The sequence below is a fragment of the Streptomyces sp. NPDC026589 genome (assembly GCF_040638385.1).
GTDB lineage: Bacteria > Actinomycetota > Actinomycetes > Streptomycetales > Streptomycetaceae > Streptomyces.
The window spans coordinates 22,214-49,158 of the sequence record NZ_JBEZYG010000009.1; the positions used below are offsets into that span (position 1 = coordinate 22,214).

Consider the following 26,945-nt stretch of genomic DNA (forward strand, 5'->3'; position numbering starts at 1 on the left):
CAGCGCCTGCAATTATTGTGGACGCTCGTAAGGCGCAGACGCAATCTTCAGGGAAGGTGAAACCCATGCCGCTCGCGCTCCTCGCCCTCGCCATCGGGGCATTCGGGATCGGAACGACCGAGTTCGTGATCATGGGGTTGCTCCCCGAGGTCGCCGGTGACTTCCAGGTCTCGATCCCGACCGCGGGCTTCCTGGTGACCGGCTACGCGCTCGGTGTGGTCCTCGGCGCCCCGCTGATGACGCTGCTCGGCACGCGTGTCACCCGCAAGCGCATGCTGATGCTCCTCATGGGGCTCTTCATCGTGGGCAACGTGGTGTCCGCGCTCGCCCCCGTCTTCGGAGTCATGCTTGCCGGACGGGTGATCGCCTCCCTCGCGCACGGTGCCTTCTTCGGCATCGGCTCGGTGGTCGCGGCCGATCTGGTCGCCCCGCAGAAGAAGGCCGGGGCCATCGCCATGATGTTCACCGGGCTCACCGTCGCCAACGTCGTCGGCGTTCCGCTGGGCACCTTCATCGGACAGACCGCGGGCTGGCGGACCACCTTCCTCCTCGTCGCCGTTCTGGGCGTCGTGGGACTGCTCGGCGTCGCGAAGCTCGTACCGGACCAGCCCCGGCCGGAAGACGTGCGCATCCGCCACGAGCTGGCCGCGTTCCGCAATGTCCAGGTGCTACTGGCCATGGCCATGACCGTCCTGGGCTTCGGCGGAGTCTTCGCCGCGATCACGTACATCACCCCGATGATGACCGGGATCGCCGGCTACTCGGCTTCGTCCGTCACCTGGCTGCTCGTGCTCTTCGGCCTCGGCATGGTGGGGGGCAACCTGATCGGCGGCCGGTTCGCCGACCGCCACCTGATGCCCATGCTGTACGTCTCGCTCGGCTCGCTCGCCGTGGTGCTCGGCCTGTTCACCGTGACCGCCCACAACAAGATCGCCGCGGCCGTCACCATCGTTCTGATCGGCGCCCTGGGCTTCGCGACCGTGCCTCCGCTGCAGAAGCGGGTCCTCGACCAGGCGGCGGGTGCGCCGACGCTGGCCTCCGCGGTCAACATCGGGGCGTTCAATCTCGGCAACGCCCTCTCCGCCTGGCTCGGCGGTCTCGTGATCGCCGCAGGCCTCGGCTACACCGCCCCCAACTGGGTCGGCGCCGCGCTCGCCGCGTCGGCCCTGGTCCTGGCCGTGCTCTCCAGCCTGCTGGAGCGCCGGGAGACCAGCAGGAGCCGGATCGTCGCCGGGAGCGGCCCCGAGCCGGCGATCGTCGCCGGGAGCGGCCCCGAGCCGGCCGTCGCTGCAGCGGCCCGGCACTGAGCCGCCCCTTCCCCGGGGCCACGCATCGCGAAGCAGCGGCACCGTCCTCGTGGCGGTGCGGCTGCCTCGCGTCAGCCCGTCGCGAGGGTGAGCGGGGCGAACCTGCGGGCGGCATCGCCGGGCAGGTCCGTGATGTTGTAGGTCATCACGGTGGTCCTGGTGAGGGGCTCCAGCCCGCGCTCCACCAGCCAGCCCAGCAATTCCTTGTGCGCGGCGTGGACGTCGGTGCGCAGTGGCCGGTCCGTCGTGGCGGCCAGGGCCGTGACCATGGCCTGCGCTGTGGCCGTGTCCCGGGCGATCAGCGGCCCGACCACCTCGGCCTGCCCGCTCGGCCAGAGCGCCGCGTAGCCGATCAGCTCACCGTGCTCCTCGGCGACCTGGAGCCGGTCGGAGAAGGCGGGCAGCCGGGCGAGCAGATGCGTCCGGTCGGCGCCGAACACGGGGAGGTCGAGCCGGACCAACGCCCGCAGGTCGTCCGCCGCTGCCGGGCGGGTGGTCACGGACGGGTGAGAGGCCGAGGGGGAGGGAGAGCCGGAGGGGGAGCCGTCGGGGCCGCCCGCTCCGAAACGGCCGCCGACGCGTTCGGTCCGGCCCACGGCGGAGAAGCCGAGGTCCTCGTAGAGCGGCTGTCCCTGTTCGGTGGCGTACAGGACGAGCGGGGTGTCCCCCACGGCTTCCATCACGTGGCGCATGAGCCGACGGGCGAGCCCCCGACGTCCGTAGCGGTCGGCGACGAGCAGCATGCCGACCGCGGTGAGGCCGGATCCGTAGGGCATGGTCAGGCAGGTCCCCGCCAGGCCCTTGCCGTCCGGGGCGTCGATCCCGTATCCGGCGCCGGCCGCGAGGAGCAGCCCCCACCGGTGTTCGTCGCGCGGCCAGCCGCGGTCCTCGCAGAGATCGGCGCACGGGACCAGGTCTCCCCGGTTCAGGCGCCGGATGGGCAGCTCGACGAGGGAGAGGGGTGTTGGGCTGTGCATGGGGTCAGGCTGTCTGACGGGATGATCGCGCGTCCACCGATTTCGCGGAACTGGCCGAGATCCGCAGCCGCCTGCCGCGCCGGGTGAGCCCCCAGGGCTTGAGCACCGAGGTCGCGGTGATGAAGAGGTAGGCCGCCGTCGCCACCGACGGCGCGATCACGAGGTCGATGTCCACCGCTCCGTCGGCGACCGCGGCGTTGATGCCGGGGCGCAGGGAGAAGATCGACAGGCCTGTCGTGACCAGAGTCAGCCAGAACTTGATCCACACCCAGCGGTGCCGGGCCAGGCCCCACGGAGTGCCCAGCGACAGCACCAGGCCGCTCACCAGGGCGAGCAGGGCCACCGGGACCACCAGCCAGTCCCCGTAGATCTTCATGGACCGGGTGGCGGCCTACGCGGTGGCCGGATCTCCGGTGGCGAACGCGGTGATGCCGAGCGTCAGCAGGCCGACGGTCAGGCCGAGCCAGCTGACGGAGACGGCGACATGGGCGACGAGGATTCCTCGGCGTACGGGGCGCTTGAGTGGTTTCACGTGAAACACGATGGCGCGAGGGGCTTCCCGGGGCGTCTGGCAGCGGGAGTATCCATGGGTACCCGCTGGGGAGTACGCGCCCCGGGGCCGGGGCGCGTGCCCGCGGTGGGAGGTGTCAGCCCAGGTCGGGGGCGTGCATCGCCCGTACGCCTTCGATGTTGCCGTCGAGGTAGTGCCGCAGTGACAGCGGAACGAGGTGCACGGCCGCGATCCCGACCCGGCTGAACGGCACCCGGACGATCTCGTACTCCCCGGTGGGCTCGTCGATCTCCGGGCCGTGCCGCAGGGAGACGTCCATCGACGCCAGTCGGCAGACGAAGAAGTGCTGGACCTTCACTCCCGTCACGCCGCCGTCCGCGATGTGTTCCACGGTGTCGACGAAGCACGGGACCACGTCGACGATCTTGGCGCCCAGCTCCTCGTCGACCTCGCGGTGCAGTGCTTCGACGACGGTGGCGTCCTCCGGCTCGACCCCGCCGCCGGGCGTGAGCCAGTAAGGATCGACTCCCGGCTTCGTGCGCTTGATCAAAATGAGGTCGTCGCCGTCGAGCAGGACGGCGCGTGCGGTGCGCTTGACCACAGGACGTTCGGTCATGGCAAGAGAGTGGCCCGTGCGGGACCGTCTGAAACTCTCCCGGCCTACCGGACCGCCGTGTTCAGCGCCTGTTCGACGTCGGCGAGCAGGTCCTCGGGGTCCTCCGCGCCGACCGAGAAACGGATGAAGCCCTCCGCCACGGCGTCGCCGCCCCAGCGGCCCCGGCGCTCCGCGGTGGACCGGACGCCGCCGAAGCTCGTCGCGTCGTCGACCAGGCGCAGCGCGGACAGGAAGCGCTCCGCGGTCTCCCGGTCGGCCAGCTCGAAGGACACCACGGATCCGAAGCGCCGCATCTGGCGCGCCGCGACGACGTGCGACGGGTCGGTGGGCAGTCCCGGATACCGCAGCCCGGTGACCTCCGCACGCTTCGTCAGCGCCTCGGCGAGAGCGAGAGCGGTGGTGCACTGCCGGTCGATGCGCAGGTGGAGTGTGGCCAGCGAGCGGTGCGCCAGCCAGGCCTCCATCGGCCCCGGAATCGCCCCGACGACCTTGCGCCAGCGCCGTACGTCCGCCGTCAGCCGGGGATCGCGGCAGGTCACGTGGCCGAGCAGGATGTCGCCGTGCCCGGTCATGCCCTTGGTGTCGCTGGCGACCGAGAAATCGGCGCCCAGCTCCAGCGGGCGCTGACCGATCGGGGTGGCCAGGGTGTTGTCGACGGCGACCAGCGCGCCCGCCGCGTGCGCGGCCTCGACCAGCCGCCGGATGTCGCAGACGTCCAGGCCCGGGTTGGACGGGCTCTCGATCCAGAGCAGCTTCGCCCCGGCCAGCAGGGCCGACTGGGCGTCGCCGCCGGTCGGCGCGGTCCGGACCTCGACCCCGTACGCCTCCAGTTGCTCCCGTACGAGCGGCAGTGCCTGGTAGCCGTCGTCGGGCAGGACCACGGCGTCGCCCGAACGGACCTGGGAGAGCAGTACCGCGGTGACCGCCGCCATGCCCGAGGCGAACACGGTCGTGCCCACGTCCTCACCGGGAGCCTCCAGCTCACCGATGGCCCGCTCCAGGTGGGTCCAGGTCGGGTTGGCCTCCCGGCCGTAGGTGTAGGGACCCACCGGTTCGCCGGAGAGGTGGAAGTGCGCGGCGAAGACCGGGCCGGGGAGGGTGGGACCGAACTGCTCCGGTTCGGGAAGCCCGGCGCGTACCGCGCGCGTTCCGTCGCCCATGGTGCTCATGCCTGCTCCTTCGCTGCTCTCCCGGTGGTGGACCGGTGTCCCCCGCACTCTTCCAGAAGTTCCCGGAGCAGCCTTCCCCGGAGGTCCGGGATACCGAATACCGGAATCAGTTCTCGTCGGGCAGGACGACGTTGAGCGCCCAGGACACGACCGAGATGATCAGCCCGCCGAGCACCGCCGTCCAGAAGCCCTCGACGTGGAAGCTGAGATCGAACACGCCGGCCAGCCAGGAGGTCAGCATCAGCATCAGGGCGTTGACCACCAGGGTGATCAACCCCAGCGTCAGGATGAACAACGGGAACGTCAGCAGCTGGACCACCGGCTTCACCAGGAAGTTCACCAGGCCGAAGATCAGCGCGACCAGGATCAGGGTGAGGGCCTTGCGGCCCGTGCTGCCGCCCTCCAACGTGATGTTGCCGATGAGCCAGATGGCAACGGCCAGCGCACCCGCGTTGGCGATCGTCTTGACTACGAAATTCTTCATGTGTCTGATCGTGGCAGACATGATCGGTGGTGGACACCGGCAGCGCGGGCACAGCCGACAGCGTGGGTACAAGGGGCGGGACGGGCCATGAAGGCATTCAGACTGGACGAGCTCGAGGCGGAGCGGGCCGCCAACGAAGGCGCCTACCTGCAGTTCGTGCGGGAACGCAATATGTCGGTCGGCCTGTACGCCCTGGACGCGGGAGAGCTCGATCCGCAGCAGCCGCACCAGCAGGACGAGGTCTACTTCGTCGTCAGCGGGCGGGCGTCGATCACGGTGGGGACGGAGACGACGCAGGTCGGCAGGGGGAGCGTCGTCTACGTACCCGCGGGCGTGGCCCACAAGTTCCACCACATCACCGAGGACCTGCGGGTGATGGTCGTCTTCTCGCCGCCCGAGGGCTGATTCCCGCGCCCGGGAGTGGAGCTTCCCCGGGAATCCGATGCGCCCGCGCCAGGGATCCCTAGGGGCTCGATCAGGGGTCTTCAAGGGCTGCCCGGCCCCCGCGGGAGGCCTTCGCGCCTTTAGCATCGAGGCAAGGACTCAGAGAGACGAGGTAGAGGCGATGGCCGTGCGGGAGATATTCGCGGGAATGCCCTGGTGGGTGAAGTGGATCGCGGTGCCCGTCATTGCGATCTTCGTGTTCGGCGGGCTGATCGCCAGCGTCGTCGGCTTCGTGATCAGCCTGCTCTTCAAGGCACTGGTCTTCGTCGTCGTGGTCGGCGGGCTGATCTTCGTCGTCCGCAAGTTCATGTCGTCGTCGCCCTCGCGTGGTGACTGGTAGTACACGGAACACGGGTCGGCACGGGGGCCGTCCGGTCTGTTCGTCCCGGGCCCGCAGGACGAGGTGAGGTCAGCGCCGGCGCGCGAGATTAGCCCAGCAGAGCTAAGTCCCGGAGGAAACCACCCGTCTGCCACAGGCGGCCGATACAGTGACAAACCACTGCCGCCATCCGGAATGTGACCTTCCGTCACCATATCGATCGCCTGATCGGTCCTGGGTACGACAGTCCGGTCGTTGGCCTTCGATCGTCGGCGCCCGGACCGGTCCTCGCCGGTCACGGGCCGGATCTCCGGTCCTCGGGATCGCGGCAGGCCCGTGGGGGCGGCCCCCACGGGAGGGCCGACGGCCCGTCACCATGCCTGGGGGTGGCCCTTGACCACGGCATCTAGCACCGCTGTGCCGACCTTGATCGGTTCGGTTCAGCGGGCGTTGAGGTTGCTGGAGGCTGTGGGCACCCATCGGGACGGGGCGCCCGCCAAGCAACTGGCACGTGAGGCGGGGCTTCCGCTCCCGACCGCCTACCACTTGCTGCGCACCCTCACCCATGAGGGCTATCTCCGCCGCGAGAACGGTGTCTTCCTCTTCGGCGCGGCCGCCGAGAACCTGACCGTCGCCCCCGGGGTCCGGAGCCGCCCGCGCCCCGCCTCCGTCGCCGACTCCCTCGGCCGCTGGCGGGACGTCATCGGAGCCCCGGTGTACTGCGCCGTCTACTGCGACGGCGAGATCGATCTCATCGCGGTCGCGGACGCCCCCGACACCCCGGCCGTGGAGGAGTGGGCCTCGTTCCGGGAAACCGCGCACGCGCACGCCATCGGCCAGTGTCTGCTCGCCCAACTCGACGAGCGAGCCCGCGAGGACCACCTCGACCGACACCCCGTGCGCCCTCTCACCCGTTACTCAGTGCGAGATCGCGCCACACTTCTGGAACGGCTGCGCACCCTCCGTCGAGGTGAACCGGTCATCGAACGCCAGGAGTACGCACTGGGGACCGTGTGCGCCGCGATTCCCGTCACGGCCGGTGCCACCATTGCGGCGATGGCCATTTCCGTACCCCTGGACCGGGAAGATCGGTTGCTGCCCGCAGTCGAACAGTTACGTGGCGAAGTCGCCAGCCTCTTGCGTTCGTTCGTGTTCTCTATCAGTATCTGAAAAATCACTCCTTGTGATCTGCTATCGCGTGCACCACGATGGCGTCAATAGGGCCATGGGGGATCATTCCTGGCCAGATTCATCTACTGCGGGGTTGAACGATGCGCGAGTCGGTTCAAGCAGAGGTCATGATGAGCTTCCTCGTCTCCGAGGAGCTCTCTTTTCGTATTCCGGTGGAGCTCCGGTACGAGGTCGGCGATCCGTATGCCATCCGGATGACGTTCCACCTTCCCGGCGATGCCCCTGTGACCTGGGCGTTCGGCCGTGAACTGCTGCTGGACGGGCTCAACAGCCCGAGCGGCGACGGAGATGTGCACATCGGCCCGACCGAGCCCGAGGGCCTCGGCGATGTGCACATCCGGCTCCAGGTCGGCGCGGACCGTGCGCTGTTCCGGGCGGGGACGGCGCCACTGGTGGCGTTTCTCGACCGGACGGACAAGCTCGTGCCGCTCGGCCAGGAGCACACTCTGGGTGACTTCGACGGGAATCTGGAGGACGCGCTCGGCCGCATCCTCGCCGAGGAGCAGAACGCGGGCTGACCGCACGTGCCCCCGATGCCCCGTCACCCCGACTTACGACGACGGCCCCGACCCGTCCGCGCGGGTGCGGCCGTAGCCGCCTGTGCGCCACCGGATCCCGGGCGGTCCGCGGAGACGACCAGCGCGGCGAGCACCGTGGTCACCGGCACCGAGGCGACCAGGCCGATCGATCCGACCAGTGTGCGGACGATCTCCTCGGCGACCAGCTCGCTGTTGGCCACCGTCCCCACACTGCTCTGGGCGATGGAGAAGAGCAGCAGCAGCGGCAGCGCCGCGCCCGCGTACGCCAGCACCAGGGTGTTGACCACCGAGGCGATGTGGTCCCTTCCGATCCGGATACCTGCCCGGTACAGACCCTTCCAACCCATCCGCGGGTCCGCCTGGTGAAGTTCCCAGACGGCGGAGGTCTGGGTGACCGTCACATCGTCGAGCACCCCGAGCGAACCGATGATGACACCGGCCAGCAGCAGACCGCTCATATCGATGTCCGGGTAGAGGCCGTGGATGAGGCCGGTGTTGTCGTCGGTGTTGCCGCTCAGGTTCGCCCAGCCGATGAACAGGGAGCCCAGCAGCCCGATCAGCAGCAGCGAGATCAGCGTGCCGACGACCGCGACCGACGTACGGGCCGTGACCCCGTGGCACAGATAGAGGGCCGCCAGCATGATCGCGCTGGCCCCGATCACCGCCACGACCAGCGGGTTCGAGCCCTGCAGGATCGCCGGCAGGATGAACAGGGTCAGCACGGCGAACGACACGACCAGCGCCACCAGCGCCATCACTCCGCGCATCCTGCCCACCAGGACCACCGCCAGCGCGAAGATCCCGGCCAGCACCGCCATCGGGACCTTCCGGTCCACGTCGGTCACCGAGTACTGGAGGTCGCGCGGCGCGTCGGGGGCGTACGCGACGACCACGCCCTGACCCTCCTTCAGCTGTCGGGGAGCGTCCGGCTGGACCACCTCGACGAACTTCCGGCCCTTGTCGTCGCCGCTGGTCACCTCGATGGTGGCCTTCGCGCACTCCCCCTCCTGCTCGTTGACGGCCTCGCGTCCCGAGGGCGTGGAGGTGTCACCGGTCGGGGGCACCTGCGCGGCGTTGACGTCCGCGCAGTCGACCTTCACGACCTGGACGACCTTGCCGTCCTGGGTCTGCCGGTCGAATCCGACGCCGGTGCGCTCGTGGTCGGGCGCGCCGCCGGGCCAGAACGCGATCAGGCCGACGACGACCGCCGTCGCGAACGGGATCAGCACGGCGGCGATCACCTTGCGCAGGTGCCGGGAGACCGGAGCGGCCGGCCCGTGGCTGTGGGTGTGGCCGTGGCTGTGGCCCTGGGGCGGCTGGGGTGCGGGGTCGCTTTGGGGGGAGGTCACGGGGCGATCATCGCAAGAACGGGAGGCCCCTCTGGTCAGCTCGCCCGAAAGGACGCTAGCGTGGAGGCACCTTTGCACACGCGGGAGCTCGGAGCACCGGGCTGAGAGGGCGCTGATCGCCGTACATCCGTACGGGAACACGCTGCGCCGACCGCCGAACCTGTTACCGGGTAATGCCGGCGTAGGGAGTAGGTCTCATGACCACAGCGGACGCACGCACGCCTGCCTCGAAACAGAACGACGGAACGCCGGACGGCACGACGCCGGGCGGCACGACGCCGGGCGACGGGACGCCGAACAACGAGGCCGGGAAGTCCATCGGCTGGCACAAGGGGTACGTCCAGGGCTCGCGCCCGGACCTCCGGGTGCCGGTTCGACAGGTGCACCTCACCAACGGCAAGGACGTGACGCTGTACGACACGTCCGGGCCGTACACCGATCCCTCCATCGACACCGATGTCCGCCGGGGCCTCGCGCCCCTGCGGGAGAACTGGATCATCGCCCGCGGCGACACCGAGGAGTACGCGGGCCGGCCGGCCCGCCCCGAGGACGACGGGCTCAAGCACACCTCGCCGCGCGGCGGACTGCGCAACCTCGACGCCGTCTTCCCCGGCCGCCCGCGCCAGCCGCGCCGCAGCCGCGACGGACGCCCCGTCACCCAGCTCGCGTACGCCCGACGGGGGGAGATCACCCCGGAGATGGAGTACGTGGCGATCCGGGAGAACGTGGAGCCCGAGGTCGTCCGCGAGGAGATCGCGCAGGGCCGGGCGGTGCTGCCGGCCAACGTCAACCATCCCGAGATCGAGCCGATGATCATCGGCAAGCGGTTCCTGGTGAAGGTCAACGCCAACATCGGCAACTCGGCCGTCACCTCCTCCATCGAGGAGGAGGTGGACAAGATGACCTGGGCGACGAAGTGGGGCGCCGACACGGTCATGGACCTGTCCACCGGCCGCAATATCCACACCACCCGCGAATGGGTGCTGCGCAACTCCCCCGTGCCGATCGGCACCGTCCCGCTCTACCAGGCCCTGGAGAAGGTCGACGGCCGGGCCGAGGAGCTGACCTGGGAGATCTACAAGGACACCGTCATCGAACAGGCCGAGCAGGGCGTGGACTACATGACGGTGCACGCCGGTGTGCGCCTGCCGTACGTTCCGCTGACGGCCCGCCGTAAGACCGGCATCGTCTCGCGCGGCGGCTCGATCATGGCGGCCTGGTGTCTCGCCCACCACAAGGAGTCGTTCCTCTACGAGCACTTCGAGGAGCTCTGCGAGATCCTCGCGACGTACGACGTCACCTACTCCCTGGGCGACGGACTGCGGCCCGGGTCGATCGCGGACGCCAACGACGAGGCGCAGTTCGCCGAGTTGCGCACGCTGGGCGAGCTGAACACGATCGCCAAGCGGTTCGGCGTCCAGACCATGATCGAGGGCCCCGGGCATGTCCCGATGCACAAGATCAAGGAGAACATCGACCTCCAGCAGGAGATCTGCGAGGAGGCGCCGTTCTACACGCTCGGCCCGCTGACCACGGACGTCGCGCCCGCCTACGACCACATCACCTCCGGCATCGGCGCCGCGATGATCGCCTGGTGGGGCACGGCGATGCTCTGCTACGTCACGCCCAAGGAGCACCTGGGACTGCCGAACCGGGACGACGTGAAGACGGGCGTCATCACCTACAAGATCGCTGCCCACGCGGCCGACCTGGCCAAGGGGCACCCGGGTGCGCAGGAGTGGGACGACGCCCTCTCCGACGCGCGGTTCGAGTTCCGCTGGGAGGACCAGTTCAACCTGGCCCTCGACCCGGACACGGCGCGGGAGTTCCATGACGAGACGCTGCCCGCCGAACCGGCGAAGACGGCGCACTTCTGCTCGATGTGCGGGCCGAAGTTCTGCTCGATGAAGATCTCCCAGGACATCCGGCGTCAGCACGGTGGTTCGCAGGAGGAGATCGAGGAGGGCATGGCCGAGAAGTCGAAGGAGTTCGCGGCCGCCGGCAACCGGGTCTACCTGCCCATCGCCGACTGACGCGGGCCGGCCGCCGGGCCTTCCCCGGCGGTCGGCTTCTCCGCGGGACCGAGGCCGGATCCGGCCAGGAGCGTATGGGTGTTCTATGGCTTACCGAGCAACTACGGCCACTTCAGGCTGTTTTGCCCCGGTTGGTTACCTTGTCAAGCGACAGTATGGATACAGTCGTGTGGCAGCTGTATGTACGTTTGGCCCGCAGCTCACCTGCGCTTGACCCTTTCCTTATCTGTGGCTTACTTTCCGGCTTGCTTGGCTTGAAATTGGCGCCCCCTCGGATCGGGGGCCGGGGAGGGAATCACAGTGAACTGGTACCTGGACGTACTCAAGAACTACGCAGGCTTCAGCGGACGCGCGCGCCGCAAGGAGTACTGGATGTTCGTGCTCTTCAACTTCATCATCGGCGTGGTGCTGTCGGTGCTCGGCATGGCGATCGACACGCAGATCCCGTACTACCTCTACCTCGCCGCGGTCATCGTTCCGTCGCTGGCGGTCATGGTGCGTCGTCTGCACGACACCGGCCGCTCGGGCTGGTGGTTCTTCATCTCGTTCGTCCCGCTGGTCGGCGCCATCATCCTGCTCGTCTTCCTCGCCTCGGAGGGCAAGCCGGAGGCGAACCAGCACGGTGCCAACCCGAAGCTGGCTCCGGCCGTCTGACCGACAGCTCCGGTACGTTCCGGAGCACCGCGAGGCCGGGCGCGGCACACAGCCGCCCCGGCCTTCGCCGTACCCGGACCTCACTCCGGCCGGTGCTCCGGTCCGCCGAAGTCCGGGCTCGAGAAGTCGGGGCTGGTGAAGGTCGGCCGGGGACCGGCCGCCGGCCCGTCGTCCGGGCCGGAGAAGTCCGGCCTGCTGTACCCGACCTTCGGGATGCGGTTGGGCGAACGGTGCGGGGTCCGTGCGGCGGGCCCCGCGGTCGGGTCGGCCAGGGCGTCCCGGAGGAACGGGAGGATGCCGCGCTCCAGCAGGGCGTGGCGCCACGCCTCCCTGGCCCGTGCGACGTCCTCCGGTAGCTCCTGCTCCTCGTCCTCGGCGGCCAGCGACGTCGCACCGTTGCGGAGCGCGGTGACGAGCAGCCCGACGGCCGCGACCAGGATCGCCGCGGCGGCGACCGCGGCGAAGAACCACCCGGCCGCGACCATCGTGCCGCCGAAGGTCACCGACGGGCCGACCGCCTTCACCAGATAGCCGACGAGCAGGAAGATGACGGCCGCGGAGCCGGCCAGCAGCGGGGTCAGGACGGTGATGACCGCGCCTATGCCGGCGCCCGAGCCGGCCGCCGTGCTCTGCGGCCCGTCCGTGGCCGGGCCGCCGTCGATCCCCTCCGCGGCCGCCGCGCGGCGCAGTTCGCCGCGGGCCTTCACGTAGTGCTCGTACTCGGTGGCCGCGGCCGCGGTGATCAGCGCCGTGGCGCTGAGCGCCATGGTGCGCAGTTGTTCGGTGTTGAGCCGGTCCCCGACGCCCTCCAGGTCCGGGCGTTCATGAGCGTGGCGCAGTGCGTCGCCCAGGATCCGCTCGTACTCGGGTCCGTCCTCGGCCAGCAGGTGCGGAGCGCTTGTCATCTGCATCCCCCGATGCTCCGTCGGTGCCCGGCTGCCCGCGTGGAGACCGGGCGATCGGGCGGAAACGGAGGAGAGCCTGCCACTGATACGCCGATGGTAGAGCGCTCACGGCACGGGGTGACAGGGTGTTTCCAGAATTGGGCCCGGTGACGGGCCCGTCGATCGGCGAGGTCGGCGCAGGCGGAACCTGAAGCGCCTTCCCCGCCGACGGTCAGTCATGCAGCGGGAGTTGAACCACCAACAGCTTTCCGGCCATGGTCACTCCGCCGTCCATGGCGATGGCGAGGTCGTCCGCGTACACGTGCGGGCCGTTGATCACGGGCCCCGCGCCGTCCTCGCCGTCCTCGGTGCCGACCTCGCCCAGGAGGTAGGGAATGGGGCTGTGACCATGGACGACGCGCTGTCCGCCGTACGTCGTCAGCAGCTCGCGCACCGCCTGGGCGCCGCCCTCGTCCCGGAAGGCGAACCGCTTGGTGAGCTTGCGGAAGAGGTCCCAGCACTCGTCGGCGTCGTTGCGCGTGAGAATGGCCGTGATCGTGTCATTGACGTCCTCGATGGTGGACCCGTAGTCGAGGTAGGCCGTCGTGTCGGAGTGCATCAGCAGATGGCCGTCCTCCTCGACGACCGCGTCGAGCCGGGACATCCACTGGAGGTGGACGTCCTGGAGGCGCTCCATGTCGGTCTTCTGGCCGCCGTTGAGCAGCCAGGCGGCCTGGAAGGTGGCGGTGCCCGCCCCGGAGTTGACGGGAGTGTCGGCGAACCGCTTGGCGCCGATCAGCAGCAGTTCGTGGTTGCCCATCAGGGCCTTGCAGTAGCCGCCGGCCGCCGCCGCCTCGGCGGAGAGCCGCATGACGAGGTCGATGACTCCGATGCCGTCGGGCCCGCGGTCGGTGAAGTCGCCGAGGAACCACAGACGGGCGTTGCCCGCGGCCCAGTTCCCGTCGGCGTCGATGAGGCCCTGCGCGCCGAGGGCGGCGATCAGCTCGTCGAGGTAGCCGTGGACGTCGCCGACGACGAAGAGCGGGCCGCGGCTGTCCTCGGCCACGGGGCGCGGCTCGGGAACGGTCTGCACCTGGACCGTGTCGCCGCGACGGATGACCGGGAGGTCCCGCTCGGTCGGGGTGTAGCCCTCCGGCTGCTCGCCGCCCACGACGGCGTTGCCGGGATGCGGCGGCCGGGGCGGGGCGGGAGCGCGCGGCGGCACTGCCGGGGGCACGGAGGCGCCGGGCGCCGGAGGGTTCGGTTCCGGCGCCCGCGGTGGCACCGGGGAAGGAGGCGCCGCCTGCGCTTGCGGTGGCACGGGCGTCTGCGCATACGGCGGAACCCGGAAGTCACGCAACGTCGCCGTCCGCACCACGGGTTCCTGACCGGCCCCCTGAGTCATCGACCCCTCCACCACCGTCGCGCCGCCGTACACCTGACGGGCCTTGCCTGGTAGAGGTGGTCCGCGGTGTCGTGCGCCCATCATAGGAATGCGGATCGACCTGTGTGACGCACCAGGGGTGGTGAATCCGGGCGCACGCTCGGTTCACCGGCTGATTAGTCCGAAAAGAGATGATCAGTCCCCGCTGGGGGAGCGTGGCGCGCTGACCGTGGTGCGCGGTGGACGTCGTTGCGAGGAGGTCCGGACGATGAGCTCCGTCGGTATGACCTGCTCCACCGGCCCGTCGTGCTCGACCCCTTCGATGGCGTCGATGAGGAGCTGGACGACGGCCGTGCCGATGCGGCGGGGCTTCAGCGAGAGCGTCGTGATGGGCGGCTCGGTGGCCGCGTACACGGTGGACTCGCTGCAGCAGACCAGCAGCAGGTCCTCGGGGACCCGCAGTCCGTAGCGGCGGGCCGCGGCGAGGAGGTCGGTCCCATTGGGGTCGAAGAGCCCGTAGACCGCGTCGGGGCGGTCCGGGCGGGCGAGCAGCCGGTCGGCGGCGACCGCTCCCGCGCAGGGGTCGTGGGCCGGGTAGGACTCGTAGACGGGATCCTGGCCGACCCGCTCGCACCAGTGGAGGTAGGCGGTGGTGGACAACCGGGTGTACGTGTCGGTGGTGTTGCCGGTCAGCAGGCCGATACGGCGGGCTCCGGCGGCGGCGAGATGGTCGAGGAGGTCGAGCACGGCGGCCCGGTGGTCGTTGTCGACCCAGGCGGTGACGGGGAGCGTCCCGGCCGGGCGGCCGTCCGAGACCACGGGCAGTCCCTGGCGGACGAGTTCGGTGACGACCGGGTCCTGGTCGGAGGGGTCGATGACGACGGTCCCGTCGAGCGCGACGTTCGACCAGACGTCGTGCCGGGAGGTGGCGGGGAGGATGACGAGGGCGTAGCCGCGGGCGAGCGCCGCGGAGGTCGCGGCTCTCGCCATCTCCGCGAAGTACGCGAATTCGGTGAAGGTGAAAGGTTCATTCCCGTACGTGGTCACGGTCAGGCCGATCAGGCCGGACTTGCCCGTACGGAGGGTTCGGGCCGCGGCGGAAGGGCGGTAGCCCAGGCGCTCGGCGACCTCGCGGACATGGCGGCGGGTGGCGTCCGGGAGCCTGCCCTTGCCGTTGAGCGCGTCGGAGACGGTCGTGATCGAGACTCCGGCCGCGGCGGCCACATCACGGATCCCCGCCCGTCCTGGCCGGCCGCTGCGCCGGGGGGTCTCCGTCCGGCTCACCTGGTGCTTCCCTGCTGCTGTCATGGCGAGCCGATAGTAGGGCTCCGAGGGGTGGTCGGTCCGGTCGCATATGCACACGTTGACAGGCACGTTTCTGCAAGGTCACAGCCCATCAGAATCCTTGTAATGCAAGGGAGTTGGCTGCTCTTGCATAGCTGTTTCAGGTACTGGAGGGCGGCAGCCTGCTGTATGTGCGATGTCTCGAAGAGGTCTCAACTCACCACTTCGGGGGACGCGCGCCACGGCGCGAGCCACCAGCGCGCGCCGGAACGCGAAACGCTCCCCCCTCGGGAGGGGCTCGGACCGGCCCCGCATGACGCCCCATTCCCGGGCACTGCGGTCGATTTCCCGCTCGGGCCATTCGCAGCGGGGCCCAATCCTCTTAAGGTGTGCAGTATTGCTGTGAACAGACGGTCGAGGAGGACCTGCGGTGAGCGAGACGAGCCCCAAGCTGCGCGCCGAGCTGGACGGCGTTCCCGCCTATGTGCCGGGGAAGCCGGCGGCGGCCGGCGGACCGGTCGCGTACAAGCTGTCCTCCAACGAGAACCCCTTTCCGCCGCTGCCGGGGGTGCTGGAGTCGGCGCTCGCCGCCGCGGGGAACTTCAACCGCTACCCGGACATGGCGTGCACCGGCCTGATGAACGAGCTGGCCGACCGCTTCGGTGTGCCCCTGGCGCATCTCGCCACCGGCACCGGGTCGGTGGGGGTGGCCCAGCAGCTGCTTCAGGCCACCTCCGGACCCGGCGACGAGGTCATCTACGCCTGGCGGTCCTTCGAGGCGTACCCGATCATCACGCAGGTCAGCGGCGCGACCTCGGTGAAGGTCCCGCTGACCGACGGCGAGGTGCACGACCTCGACGCGATGGCGGAGGCGATCACCGACCGGACCCGGCTGATCTTCGTCTGCAATCCCAACAACCCCACCGGCACGGTGGTGCGCCGGGCCGAGCTGGAACGGTTCCTCGACCGGGTGCCGAGCGATGTGCTGGTGGTGCTCGACGAGGCGTACAAGGAGTTCATCCGCGACGCCGAGGTGCCGGACGGCATCGAGATCTACCGGGACCGGCCCAACGTGGCGGTGCTGCGGACCTTCTCCAAGGCGTACGGTCTGGCCGGGCTGCGGGTCGGCTTCGCGGTGGCCCACGAGCCGGTGGCCGCGGCGCTGCGCAAGACCGCGGTCCCCTTCGGGGTGAGCCAGCTCGCCCAGGACGCGGCGGTGGCCTCGCTCCGCGCGGAGGACGAGCTGCTGGGCCGGGTGGGCTCGCTGGTCGCCGAGCGCACCCGGGTGAGCGCGGAGCTGGTGCGCCAGGGCTGGACGGTGCCGGAGTCGCAGGCGAACTTCGTCTGGCTGCGGCTCGGTGAGCGGACCCTCGACTTCGCCGGGGCCTGCGAGCGGGCCGGGGTGGTCGTGCGGCCCTTCAAGGGCGAGGGCGTCCGGGTCTCGATCGGCGAGAACGAGGGCAACGACCTCTTCCTGAAGACGGCGGAGGCGTTCCGCGCGGAGCTGTAGACCCGCACGCGCCTGTGCGGCCGGGCGGCCCCGGACCTCGATCGCGAGGTCCGGGGCCCTTTTTGCGTGGGGCGGGGGCCGGGTTCGTGGGGCGGGGACCGAAAAGGGGTACCCCCGGCGAAGGGTCCGAAAGTGTGTGCGCCATAATTGCTTGTGAATGTGAACGCGTTCACAAGCTCGCCTGCTTTCTCCCGTAATCGGAGGGATCAAAGGGGCGTAGTGCCGGTACGACCACGGCGATGTAAGGAGACTGACGACGTGGACCTCGCTCTGGCGCCGGAGACCCTGGCGCGATGGCAGTTCGGCATCACCACCGTCTACCACTTCCTCTTCGTCCCCCTGACGATCTCGCTCGCCGCGCTCACCGCGGGCCTGCAGACCGCCTGGGTGCGGACGGAGAACGAGAAGTACCTCAGGGCGACCAAGTTCTGGGGCAAGCTGTTCCTGATCAACATCGCCATGGGCGTCGTCACGGGCATCGTCCAGGAGTTCCAGTTCGGCATGAACTGGTCCGACTACTCGCGCTTCGTCGGTGACGTCTTCGGCGCTCCGCTCGCCTTCGAGGCGCTGATCGCCTTCTTCTTCGAGTCCACCTTCATCGGTCTGTGGATCTTCGGCTGGGACAAGCTGCCGAAGAAGATCCACCTCGCCTGCATCTGGATGGTCTCGCTCGGCACGGTCCTCTCCGCCTACTTCATCCTGGCGGCCAACTCCTGGATGCAGCACCCGGTCGGCTACCGGATCAACGAGGAGCGCGGCCGCGCCGAGCTCACCGACTTCTGGCGGGTGCTCACCCAGGACACCGCGGTCACCCAGTTCTTCCACACCATCACGGCGGCGTTCCTGGTCGGCGGAGCCTTCATGGTCGGCATCGCCGCGTTCCACCTGGCGCGCAAGAAGCACATCCCGGTGATGCGGACCTCGCTGCGCCTGGGCCTGATCACCGTCGTGGTCGCCGGGATGCTCACCGCCGTCAGCGGTGACAGCCTCGCCAAGGTCATGTTCCGGCAGCAGCCGATGAAGATGGCCGCCGCCGAGGCCCTCTGGGACGGACAGGACGGGGCGCCGTTCTCGATCTTCGCGTACGGGGATGTCAGCAAGGGCCACAACTCGGTCGAGATCTCGATCCCCGGTGTGCTCTCCTTCCTCGCCAACAACGACCCGAACTCGCACGTCCCCGGCATCAACGACATCAACAAGAGCATGGAGGAGAAGTACGGGCCCGGCGACTACCGCCCCAACATCCCGGTCGCGTTCTGGAGCTTCCGGTGGATGATCGGCTTCGGCATGGCCTCCTTCGGCCTCGGCCTCCTGGGGCTCTGGCTGACCCGGAGGAAGTTCCTGCTGCCACCGGCGCTGCGGACCGGTGAGGACGAGGTGCCCCATCTGGTCCTCTTCAAGAACAAGGCGCTGAGCCCGAGACTCACCAAGCTCTACTGGGTCGTCGCGCTCTGGACGCTGCTCTTCCCGCTGATCGCCAACTCCTGGGGCTGGATCTTCACCGAGATGGGCCGCCAGCCGTGGGTCGTCTACGGGGTGCTCCAGACCCGTGCAGGGGTCTCCCCCGGTGTCTCGCAGGGCGAGGTCATCACCTCGATGGTCGTCTTCACCCTGCTGTACGCGGTGCTCGCCGTGATCGAGGTGAAGCTGCTCGTGAAGTACATCAAGGCAGGCCCCCCGGAACTCACCGAGGACGACCTCAACCCGCCCACCAAGATCGGCGGCCACGACGAAGAAGACGCCGACCGGCCGATGGCCTTCTCGTACTGAGCACAGGAGCTGAGAGATGGAACTCCACGACGTCTGGTTCGTGCTCATCGCCGTCCTCTGGACCGGCTACTTCTTCCTGGAGGGATTCGACTTCGGCATCGGGGTCCTCACCAAGCTGCTGGCCCGTGACCGCAAGGAGCGCCGGGTCCTGATCAACACGATCGGGCCCGTCTGGGACGGCAACGAGGTCTGGCTGCTCAGCGCGGGCGGCGCCACCTTCGCCGCCTTCCCCGAGTGGTACGCCACGCTCTTCTCCGGCTTCTACCTGCCGCTGCTGATCATCCTGTTCTGCCTGATCGTCCGAGGCGTCGCCTTCGAGTACCGCGCCAAGCGGCCCGAGGAGCGGTGGCAGACGAACTGGGAGACCGCGATCTTCTGGACCTCCCTGATCCCCGCGGTGCTGTGGGGCGTGGCGTTCGGGAACATCGTGCGGGGCGTGAAGATCGACGCCGACATGGAGTACGTCGGCAGTCTCTGGGACCTCCTCAACCCGTACGCGATCCTCGGCGGTCTCGTCACCCTCACGCTCTTCACCTTCCACGGGGCGGTCTTCGCCGGCCTCAAGACGGCGGGCGACATCCGGTCCCGGGCCCGCGCACTGGCGCTGAAGCTCGGGCCGGTCACCGCGGTGCTCGCCCTGGGCTTCCTGGTCTGGACGCAGGCGGACAACGGGGACGCCTGGAGCCTGGGGGCCATGATCGTGGCGGTGGTGGCGCTCCTCGCCGCGATCGGGGCCATCGCCAAGGGCCGCGAGGGCTGGTCGTTCGCGTTCTCGGGCGTGACGATCGCGGCGGCGGTCGCGATGCTCTTCCTGACGCTCTTCCCGAACGTCATGCCGTCCTCGCTCAACGACGCCTGGAACCTCACGGTCACCAACGCCTCGTCCAGCCCGTACACGCTCAAGATCATGACCTGGTGTGCGGGTATCGCCACGCCCGTCGTGCTGCTCTACCAGGGCTGGACCTACTGGGTCTTCCGCAAGCGCATCGGCACCCAGCACATCGCCGACCCGCACTGACTCCGGTGAGCTGCCGCGGGCCCCGCGGCAGCTCACCGTCCCGCAGAGTTCACCGACCCCGCCGGGGGGATGTTTCACGTGAAACCGATCGATCCGCGTCTGCTCCACCACGCACGCGCCACCCGTCTCTTCCTGGCGGCCGTGGTGGCCCTCGGCCTGGTCGGCGCCCTGCTGGTGATCGCCCAGGCGATGCTCATCGCCGAGATCGTGGTGGGCGGTTTCGAGGGCGGACTCACGGTCACCGCGCTGCGCACCCCCCTTCTCCTGCTCGCCGCGGTCGCCCTCGGTCGGGCCTTCGTCGCCTGGCTCACCGAACTGGCGGCCCATCGCGCCAGCGCGGCCGTCAAGTCCGAACTGCGCGGCCGGCTCCTGGAGCGGGCCGCCCGACTGGGCCCCGACTGGCTGAGCGGGCAGCGCACCGGTTCGCTCGTCGCGCTGGCGACCCGGGGCATCGACGCGCTCGACGACTACTTCGCCCGCTATCTCCCGCAGCTCGGACTCGCCGTCGTGGTGCCCGTGGCGGTGCTCGCCCGGATCGTCACCGAGGACTGGGTGTCGGCGGCGATCATCGTTGTCACACTGCCGCTCATCCCGCTCTTCATGATCCTGATCGGCTGGGCCACCCAGTCGCAGATGGACCGCCAGTGGCAGCTGCTGTCCCGGCTCTCCGGGCACTTCCTGGACGTCGTCGCCGGCCTGCCGACCCTGAAGGTCTTCGGGCGGGCCAAGGCTCAGGCCGAATCGATCCGCACGATCACCTCCGACTACCGGCGGGCCACCCTCCGCACCCTGCGGATCGCCTTCCTGTCCTCGTTCGCCCTGGAGCTGCTGGCGACCCTGTCGGTGGCCCTTGTCGCCGTCACGATCGGCATGCGGCTCGTCCACGGCGAACTCGACCTCTACACCGGGCTGGTGGTCCTGATCCTGGCCCCGGAGGCGTATCTGCCGATCCGCCAGGTCGGAGCGCAGTACCACGCGGCGGCCGAGGGGCTGTCGGCCGCCGAGGAGATCTTCACGGTCCTGGAGACCGAGCCCCGGGCCTCGGGCACCGAGGACGTCCCGGACGCGCCGCGCCTGGAACTGGCGGATGTGACCGTACGCCACGAGGGCCGCGTCGAACCCTCGCTGGACGCCGCGTCGCTCACCGTGGAGCCGGGGGAGACCGTCGCTCTGGTCGGCCCGAGCGGGGTCGGCAAGTCCACCCTGCTGAACGTGCTCCTCGGGTTCGCCGTACCCGACGAGGGGCGCGTCCGGGTCGGCGGCCGGGACCTCGGGGACCTGGACCTCGCACGCTGGCGGAGCCGTATCGCCTGGGTCCCCCAGCGCCCCCACCTCTTCGCGGACACCATCGCCGAGAACGTGCGCCTCGCGCGGCCCGACGCCGGCGACGAGGCGGTCCTCGCGGCGCTGCGGGACGCGGGCGCGTACGACTTCGTCGCGGCACTGCCCGACGGGATGCGGACGGTTCTGGGGGAGGACGGCGCCGGGCTCTCCGCGGGCCAGCGCCAGCGCCTCGCCCTCGCCCGGGCGTTCCTCGCCGACCGGCCGCTCCTGCTGCTGGACGAGCCGACCGCGAGCCTGGACGGCGAGAGCGAGGCGGGCATCGTCGACGCGGTACGGAGGCTGGCCGCCGGGCGGACCGTGCTGCTGGTCGTCCACCGTCCCGCCCTGCTGGCGGTCGCCGACCGCGTGGTGACCCTGGAGCCGCGTACCGACGTGCGGGAGCGGACCGAGGACGGGAGCCCGGGTACGCGTGCCGTCGCCGCCGGACCTGCCGTCCCCCAGCCGCTCGCCGGGGGCGAACTCCTGGACTCCCACCGGGCGGAGGAGCTGCGCGCGGCCGACGGCGGACCGCGGAAGAACGGTGCCCGCTCCGGACGGATGCTCGCCCGGGTCCGCGAGTCCGCCGGGACGCAGCGCGGACGACTGACCCTGGCCCTGCTGCTCGGCAGCCTGGCGGTCGGGTCGGCCGTGGGGCTCATGGCGGTCTCCGGCTGGTTGATCTCCCGCGCTTCCGAAGAGCCGCCGGTCATGTACTTGATGATGGCGGTCACCGCGACCCGCGCCTTCGGCATAGGCCGGGCGGTCTTCCGCTACGCCGAGCGGCTCGTCTCGCACGACGCCGTCCTGAAGCTCCTCGCCGACCTGCGGGTCTCCGTCTACCGGGGTCTCGAACGCATCGCCCCCGGGGGCCTGCGCACCACGCGGCGCGGGGACCTGCTGTCCCGGCTCGTCGCCGATGTGGACGCGCTCCAGGACTACTGGCTGCGCTGGCTGCTGCCCGTCGGCACCGCCGTCGTGGTGGGGGCCGGGGCCGCCGGGTTCACCGGCTGGCTGCTCCCGGAGGCGGGCGTGATCCTCGCCGTGGGGCTGCTGGTCGCCGGGGTCGGCGTACCGCTCGTCAGCGGCGCCTGTGCCCGCCGTACGGAGCGCCAGCTCGCACCCGCTCGCGCCGCCCTGGCCACCCGGGTCACCGACCTCCTGGGCGCCACCGCCGAACTGACCGTCGCGGGCGCGCTGCCCGCCCGGCAGACGCGGCTGCGCGCGGCCGACACGCTGCTGACCCGGATCGCCTCGCGCGCCGCCGCCGCGACGGCACTGGGCGGCGGGCTGTCCGCCCTGGTCTGCGGGCTCACCGTGGTGGCCGCCGCGGCGGTCGCCGTCCCCGCCGTGCAGGACGGACGACTGTCCGGTGTCGCGCTCGCCGTGGTGGTGCTGACCCCGCTCGCCGCCTTCGAGGCCGTCACCGGGCTGCCGCTCGCGGTGCAGTACCGCCAGCGCGTCGCCCGGAGCGCCGAGCGGGTGTTCGAGGTGCTGGACGCCCCCGTGCCCGTACGGGAGCCCGAGGCCCCCGCCGAGGAGCCCGCGTCGCCCTTCCCGCTGGAGGTGCGGGGGCTGAGCGCCCGCTACCCGGGGGCCCGGCACGACGCGCTGGCCTCGCTCGACCTGACGCTGACGCCCGGTCGGCGCATCGCGGTCGTGGGCCCCTCCGGCTCGGGCAAGACGACGCTCGCCCAGGTCCTGCTGCGCTTCCTGGACGCCTCGTCGGGGACGTACCGGCTGGGCGGCGTCGAGGCGTCCGCGCTGGAATCGGAGACGGTCCGGCGCTCGGTCGGGCTGTGCGCCCAGGACGCGCACGTCTTCGACAGCACGATCCGCGAGAACCTGCGGCTGGCCCGCCCCGGGGCGACCGACGCCGAACTGCGTGACGCGCTCTCCCGGGCCCGGCTCCTGGACTGGGTGCTGGCCCTGCCGGAGGAGCTCGACACCCCGGTGGGCGAGCACGGCGCGCGGCTCTCCGGCGGTCAGCGCCAGCGCCTCGCGCTGGCCCGCGCGCTGCTGGCGGGCTTCCCCGTACTCGTCCTGGACGAGCCGGCCGAACACCTCGACCTGCCGACCGCCGACGCCCTCACCGCCGACCTGCTGGACGCGACCCGGGGGCGTGCGACCGTACTGATCACCCATCGGCTGACCGGCCTCGACACCGTCGACGAGGTGCTGGTGCTGGACGCGGGCCGGGTCGTGCAGCGCGGACCGTACGCCGAACTCGCCGCCGAGGACGGGCCGCTGCGCCGCATGCTGGAGCGCGAGCGGGAGACGGTCGGGGCAGGGGCCCGATAGCGGCGGCGACACCGAGCCGGCCCCGGGCGCCCGGCGCCCTACGCCCGTCGAGTACATTCTCGACTTTCGCCCTCTATCGGTACTAACTAGGCTCAGGCCATGGCAGAGCCCGACCCGCAGGACTCCCTGGACGCCGCCACCCGGGCCACCCGCAGCCTCCAGGGTCTGTCCACCGAGCTGACCGCGCGGGTGCCGCAGCTCCTGGAGGCGATGCGTTCCGTCGGCGCGGGGCTGGAACTGCACTCCACCCTGGACCGGATCTGCGAGACGGCGGCCGAGCTCGCCCACGCCCGGTACGCCGCCATCGGCGTCGTCGACGAGCTGGGTGAGGGGCTGTCGGACTTCGTGACGTACGGCGTTCCGCAGGAGGTGGCCGAGGCGATCGGGCGACGCCCCGACGGCCACCGGGGTCTCCTCGGCGCGCTGATCCACGACCCCGCCCCGGTCCGGCTGGCCGATCTGTCCACCGATCCGCGGTCCGCGGGCTTCCCGCCGGGGCACCCCTCGATGCGGACCTTCCTGGGGGTGCCCATCCGGGTCCAGGGAGATGTCTTCGGCAACCTCTACCTGGCCGAGAAGCGGGATGGCGCCGAATTCAGCGACTACGACCTTCACATGGTCAGGGTGCTCGCCACCGAGGCCGGGATCGCCATCGGCAACGCCCGGCTGTACGAGGCGGCGCGGCAGCGGGAGCACTGGATCGACGGTTCGGTCGCGGTCACCACGGCCCTCCTGTCGGGCGGGGACGCCGACGAGGCGCTGTCCGTGGTCGCCGAACAGGCCCGCCGGCTCGCCGACTCCGCCGCCGGGATCGTGCTGCTGCCCGCCGAGGAGGGCGGCCTGGAGATCGTCGCCGTCTCGTCCGACGACCCCGCGTCCTCGCTCGGCGTGATCATCCCGCCCCGGAGCGCGGTGGTGGCGAAACTCCTGGCGGGCGAGGCGGTGTTCATCGACGACTCCGCCACCGACAGCCGGATGGTCACCAGGCTGGCCGACCGGTTCGGCCCCAGCATGATGCTGCCGCTCCACAGCGGCGGCAGGGTGCTCGGTGCGCTGGCCACTCCCCGGGCGCGGGGCGCGCGCCCGTTCACGGAGACCGAGCGGACGCTCGCCACCCAGTTCGCCTCCCAGGCGGCGCTCGCGCTGATGATGGCCGAGGCGCAGCGGGACCGGGAGCGGCTCGCGGTGTACGAGGACCGTGACCGGATCGCCCGCGACCTCCACGACCTGGTGATCCAGCGGCTGTTCGCCACCGGGATGATGCTGGAGAGCGCCCAGCGCCGTTCGGTGGTGCCCGAGGTGCGGACCGGCGTCGGCCGGGCTGTGGACGAACTGGATGTGACGATCCAGGAGATCCGCACGGCCATCTTCGCGCTCCAGCAGGAACCGGCCGCAGCCCCGTCGGGGCTGCGCACCCGCGTGCTGCGGGAGATCAACATGGCGGCCGTCCCGCTGGGCTTCAAGCCCTCGCACCGCTTTCTCGGCCCGGTGGACTCGCTCGTCGGGGAGCTGACCGGCAAGAACCTGGTCGCCGCGCTGCGCGAGGCCCTCTCCAACGCGTTCCGGCACGCGGGGGCGTCGCTGATCGATGTGGTCGTCGACGCGACGGTGACCCTCCCGGACGGGCGGGCGGCGGTACGCCTCTCGGTCGCCGACGACGGGGTGGGCATCCCGGAGGGCGGCCGCCGCAGCGGGCTGCGCAACCTGGCCCGGCGGGCCGAGTCCCTGGGCGGATCGAGCCGGATCGAACCGGGGATCGGGGAGGACGGCGGCGGTACGACGGTGGTGTGGGAGGCGCCGCTGTGAGGGCGGCGCGACGGTGGCCCGGCGGGGCGGGCGGGGCTGGCCTCATGGGCCTGCCAGGCCCGTGAGGCGGTGTGCCGGGCCCGCGAGGTGTGCCGGTGTGCTGGCGGGCCGGTGTGTTGGCGTGCTGGTGTGCCGGCGGGCTGGCGGACCGGTGTGCCGAAAGGTTTCAGCGAGTCTCTGCGCGGGCGGCGAGGATCCGCTCGATGACGACCGCCACCCCGTCCTCCTGATTGGTCGCGGTCCGGCCCGAGGCGGCGGCCACCGCGTCCGGGTGGGCGTTGCCCATCGCGAAGGACGCGCCGGCCCAGCTGAGCATCTCGATGTCGTTGGGCATGTCGCCGAAGGCGACCACCTCGGCGGGCGAGATGCCGCGCTCGGCGCAACAGGCGGCGAGCGTGGTGGCCTTGGAGACGCCGAGCCCGCTGACCTCCAGGAGCGCGGAGGGGCTGGATCGGGTGATGGCGGCCCGGTCGCCGGCGGCCGTACGGGCCAGGGTGAGGAAGGCGTCGGGGGACAGCTCGGTGTGGTGGGCCAGCAGCTTGATCACCGGTGCGCCGGTGCCCGGGGCGTCCTCGTGCAGCAGCTTCTCGGCGACGGCCACGGCCGCGCCCGGGTCCAGGTGGAAGGGCGGGTAGGCCGGTTCGTAGTTGATGCCGGTGGTCATCTCGACGGCGAAGGAGGTGCCGGGGGCCGTCTCGCGCACGGCGCGCACGACGTGCAGGGCGGCTGTGCGCTCCAGCGGCCGTACGGAGAGCAGCTCGCCGTCCGTCCGCAGGTCGGTGACCACGGCGCCGTTCGCGCAGATCGCCGTACCGTGGCTCTGGACGTGCTCCCGCACGACGTCCATCCAGCGGGCCGGCCTGCCGGTGACGAAGAAGACCTCGATCCCGGCCTCCTCGGCCGCCGCGAGGGCCGCGACCGTACGCGCGGACAGCGTCTTGTCGTCGCGCAGCAGGGTGCCGTCGAGGTCGGTGGCGATCAGCCGGGTCACGGCGGGAAGAGGCGTATCGGTCACTGAGGTCACCGGTCCATTCTCGCCCACAACGGTGCACGTGCGTGCGGAGGGGCGCACATCTGAGTGGGTAAAGCGTTGATCTGCGGAAAAGTCCTTTGGCATATGCCAACGCCATCGGGTGGCCGTCAGGCGTGCGCACGGTCGTAGGCTCAGGGGCATGAGCCCTCGCCTGAGCACCGTGATCCTCCCCGTCCACCGCTGGCACGAGGGCGGGCGCGACCGCTGGCAGCGCGCGGAGGAGCTGGGCTTCAACACCGCCTACACCTATGACCACCTGTCCTGGCGGACGTTCCGGGACGGCCCGTGGTTCGGGGCGCTGCCCACGCTCACCGCCGCGGCGGCGGCCACCGAACGCCTGCGGCTGGGCACCCTCGTGACCTCGCCGAACTTCCGCCACCCGGTCACGCTGGCCAAGGAGCTGATCTCCCTGGACGACATCTCGGGCGGCCGGGTCACCCTCGGCATCGGCGCCGGCGGCAGTGGCTTCGACGCCACGGCCCTGGGCCAGGACGCCTGGACCCCGCGCGAACGCGCCGACCGCTTCGCCGAGTTCGTCCCGCTCCTGGACCGGCTTCTCACCGAGGACGCGGTGACCCAGCACGGGAAGTACTACGCCGCGGAGGAGGCCCGCAACATCCCCGGCTGTGTCCAGCGGCCCCGACTGCCCTTCGCGGTCGCCGCGACCGGACCGCGCGGCCTGAAGCTCGCCGCCCGGCACGGGCAGGCCTGGGTCACCACCGGTGACCCGAAGCTGTACGAGAACGGCACCCCGGAGGAGTCACGGGCCGCGCTGCGGGGGCAGAACGAGAGGCTCACGGCGGCCTGCGCGGAGATCGGCCGGGACGCATCCGAGCTGGACCGGGTCCTGCTCACCGCCTTCACACCGGACCGCAACGGCCCGTTGGAGTCCGTGGACGCGTTCGTCGACTTCGCGGGGCGCCACGCCGAACTGGGCTTCACCGAGATCGTCATCCACGCCCCGATCCCCGATTCGGTCTTCGACGTCGACCCGAAGGTCTTCGAGCGCATCGCGACCGAGGCGCCCGCGCAGCTGGCGTAG

General features: G+C 70.7%; 22 protein-coding genes, 1 pseudogene and 1 riboswitch. Of the genes and pseudogenes, 13 read left to right on the forward strand and 10 right to left on the reverse strand.

The features are described 5' to 3' along the window. Positions 1-65: 65 nt before the first annotated feature. Entirely contained in the window at positions 66-1,307 is a 1,242-nt protein-coding gene (locus AB0F29_RS17080; RefSeq protein WP_361872774.1) for an MFS transporter, read from the forward strand. Between the two features lie 71 nt (positions 1,308-1,378). Here the strand turns inward: AB0F29_RS17080 and AB0F29_RS17085 are convergent, their stop codons facing one another. From AB0F29_RS17085 to AB0F29_RS17105, 5 genes and pseudogenes are all read right to left on the reverse strand, one after another. Continuing rightward, complete coding sequence (locus AB0F29_RS17085) at positions 1,379-2,284, reverse strand: GNAT family N-acetyltransferase (RefSeq protein ID WP_361872777.1); 906 nt, start codon at positions 2,282-2,284, stop codon at positions 1,379-1,381. 4 nt (positions 2,285-2,288) lie between these two features. Continuing rightward, a pseudogene (locus tag AB0F29_RS17090) lies at positions 2,289-2,816 on the reverse strand (DUF2269 domain-containing protein). A 115-nt stretch (positions 2,817-2,931) separates the two neighbouring features. Beyond that, complete coding sequence (locus AB0F29_RS17095; RefSeq protein ID WP_003967847.1) at positions 2,932-3,411, reverse strand: NUDIX hydrolase; 480 nt, start codon at positions 3,409-3,411, stop codon at positions 2,932-2,934. A gap of 44 nt (positions 3,412-3,455) precedes the next feature. Beyond that, a complete protein-coding gene (locus AB0F29_RS17100; protein ID WP_361872779.1) occupies positions 3,456-4,580 on the reverse strand; it encodes a cystathionine gamma-lyase in 1,125 nt (374 codons plus the stop codon). A gap of 106 nt (positions 4,581-4,686) precedes the next feature. Continuing rightward, complete coding sequence (locus tag AB0F29_RS17105; protein ID WP_007453829.1) at positions 4,687-5,064, reverse strand: phage holin family protein; 378 nt, start codon at positions 5,062-5,064, stop codon at positions 4,687-4,689. Between the two features lie 87 nt (positions 5,065-5,151). Here AB0F29_RS17105 and AB0F29_RS17110 point away from each other — a divergent pair, with 87 nt between their 5' ends. The 4 genes from AB0F29_RS17110 (at position 5,152) to AB0F29_RS17125 (ending at position 7,536) form a co-directional block, all read left to right on the forward strand. Beyond that, positions 5,152-5,469, forward strand: coding sequence for a cupin domain-containing protein (locus tag AB0F29_RS17110; protein WP_361872782.1), 318 nt, complete (start codon positions 5,152-5,154; stop codon positions 5,467-5,469). A 166-nt stretch (positions 5,470-5,635) separates the two neighbouring features. Next, positions 5,636-5,848 carry a DUF5326 family protein gene (locus AB0F29_RS17115; RefSeq protein WP_361873254.1) on the forward strand — a complete coding sequence of 71 codons (213 nt, stop codon included), beginning with the start codon at positions 5,636-5,638 and terminating at the stop codon, positions 5,846-5,848. Between the two features lie 372 nt (positions 5,849-6,220). Beyond that, positions 6,221-6,997 (forward strand): helix-turn-helix domain-containing protein, encoded by a 777-nt coding sequence (locus tag AB0F29_RS17120; protein WP_361872785.1) that lies wholly within the window; start codon positions 6,221-6,223, stop codon positions 6,995-6,997. A 101-nt stretch (positions 6,998-7,098) separates the two neighbouring features. Then, complete coding sequence (locus AB0F29_RS17125; RefSeq protein ID WP_024263706.1) at positions 7,099-7,536, forward strand: SsgA family sporulation/cell division regulator; 438 nt, start codon at positions 7,099-7,101, stop codon at positions 7,534-7,536. A 23-nt stretch (positions 7,537-7,559) separates the two neighbouring features. Here AB0F29_RS17125 and AB0F29_RS17130 read toward each other — a convergent pair whose 3' ends face one another. Further along, positions 7,560-8,906: a YibE/F family protein gene (locus tag AB0F29_RS17130; protein WP_361872787.1), complete on the reverse strand. Its 1,347-nt coding sequence runs from the start codon at positions 8,904-8,906 to the stop codon at positions 7,560-7,562. A 70-nt stretch (positions 8,907-8,976) separates the two neighbouring features. Next, a riboswitch (TPP riboswitch) is annotated at positions 8,977-9,111 on the forward strand. On the opposite strand from AB0F29_RS17130, the gene thiC reads away from it, so the two are divergent. After that, positions 9,104-10,939, forward strand: coding sequence for a phosphomethylpyrimidine synthase ThiC (gene thiC / locus AB0F29_RS17135; protein WP_361872790.1), 1,836 nt, complete (start codon positions 9,104-9,106; stop codon positions 10,937-10,939). Its footprint overlaps the riboswitch before it by 8 nt. Positions 10,940-11,239: 300 nt before the next feature. Beyond that, positions 11,240-11,593: a DUF805 domain-containing protein gene (locus tag AB0F29_RS17140; protein ID WP_361872793.1), complete on the forward strand. Its 354-nt coding sequence runs from the start codon at positions 11,240-11,242 to the stop codon at positions 11,591-11,593. 80 nt (positions 11,594-11,673) lie between these two features. On the opposite strand, the gene AB0F29_RS17145 is transcribed toward AB0F29_RS17140, so the two are convergent. From AB0F29_RS17145 to AB0F29_RS17155, 3 genes are all read right to left on the reverse strand, one after another. Then, positions 11,674-12,504: a hypothetical protein gene (locus tag AB0F29_RS17145; RefSeq protein ID WP_361872795.1), complete on the reverse strand. Its 831-nt coding sequence runs from the start codon at positions 12,502-12,504 to the stop codon at positions 11,674-11,676. A 205-nt stretch (positions 12,505-12,709) separates the two neighbouring features. Next, on the reverse strand, positions 12,710-13,882 hold the full coding sequence (locus tag AB0F29_RS17150; protein ID WP_361872798.1) for a metallophosphoesterase: 1,173 nt from the start codon (positions 13,880-13,882) through the stop codon (positions 12,710-12,712). Between the two features lie 174 nt (positions 13,883-14,056). Then, positions 14,057-15,169: a LacI family DNA-binding transcriptional regulator gene (locus tag AB0F29_RS17155; protein ID WP_006126041.1), complete on the reverse strand. Its 1,113-nt coding sequence runs from the start codon at positions 15,167-15,169 to the stop codon at positions 14,057-14,059. A gap of 406 nt (positions 15,170-15,575) precedes the next feature. On the opposite strand from AB0F29_RS17155, the gene hisC reads away from it, so the two are divergent. The 5 genes from hisC (at position 15,576) to AB0F29_RS17180 (ending at position 24,870) form a co-directional block, all read left to right on the forward strand. Beyond that, a complete protein-coding gene (gene hisC, locus AB0F29_RS17160) occupies positions 15,576-16,655 on the forward strand; it encodes a histidinol-phosphate transaminase (protein ID WP_018957364.1) in 1,080 nt (359 codons plus the stop codon). A gap of 258 nt (positions 16,656-16,913) precedes the next feature. After that, positions 16,914-18,425, forward strand: coding sequence for a cytochrome ubiquinol oxidase subunit I (locus AB0F29_RS17165; protein ID WP_361872801.1), 1,512 nt, complete (start codon positions 16,914-16,916; stop codon positions 18,423-18,425). Between the two features lie 16 nt (positions 18,426-18,441). Next, a complete protein-coding gene (gene cydB, locus AB0F29_RS17170; RefSeq protein ID WP_361872803.1) occupies positions 18,442-19,443 on the forward strand; it encodes a cytochrome d ubiquinol oxidase subunit II in 1,002 nt (333 codons plus the stop codon). A gap of 78 nt (positions 19,444-19,521) precedes the next feature. Next, positions 19,522-23,064: a thiol reductant ABC exporter subunit CydD gene (gene cydD / locus AB0F29_RS17175; protein ID WP_361872806.1), complete on the forward strand. Its 3,543-nt coding sequence runs from the start codon at positions 19,522-19,524 to the stop codon at positions 23,062-23,064. 99 nt (positions 23,065-23,163) lie between these two features. Continuing rightward, positions 23,164-24,870, forward strand: coding sequence for a GAF domain-containing protein (locus AB0F29_RS17180; protein WP_361872808.1), 1,707 nt, complete (start codon positions 23,164-23,166; stop codon positions 24,868-24,870). 166 nt (positions 24,871-25,036) lie between these two features. Here AB0F29_RS17180 and AB0F29_RS17185 read toward each other — a convergent pair whose 3' ends face one another. Further along, on the reverse strand, positions 25,037-25,894 hold the full coding sequence (locus tag AB0F29_RS17185; protein ID WP_361872811.1) for a Cof-type HAD-IIB family hydrolase: 858 nt from the start codon (positions 25,892-25,894) through the stop codon (positions 25,037-25,039). Between the two features lie 148 nt (positions 25,895-26,042). Between AB0F29_RS17185 and AB0F29_RS17190 the strand changes: the two genes are divergently transcribed. Further along, a complete protein-coding gene (locus AB0F29_RS17190; protein WP_361872813.1) occupies positions 26,043-26,945 on the forward strand; it encodes an LLM class flavin-dependent oxidoreductase in 903 nt (300 codons plus the stop codon).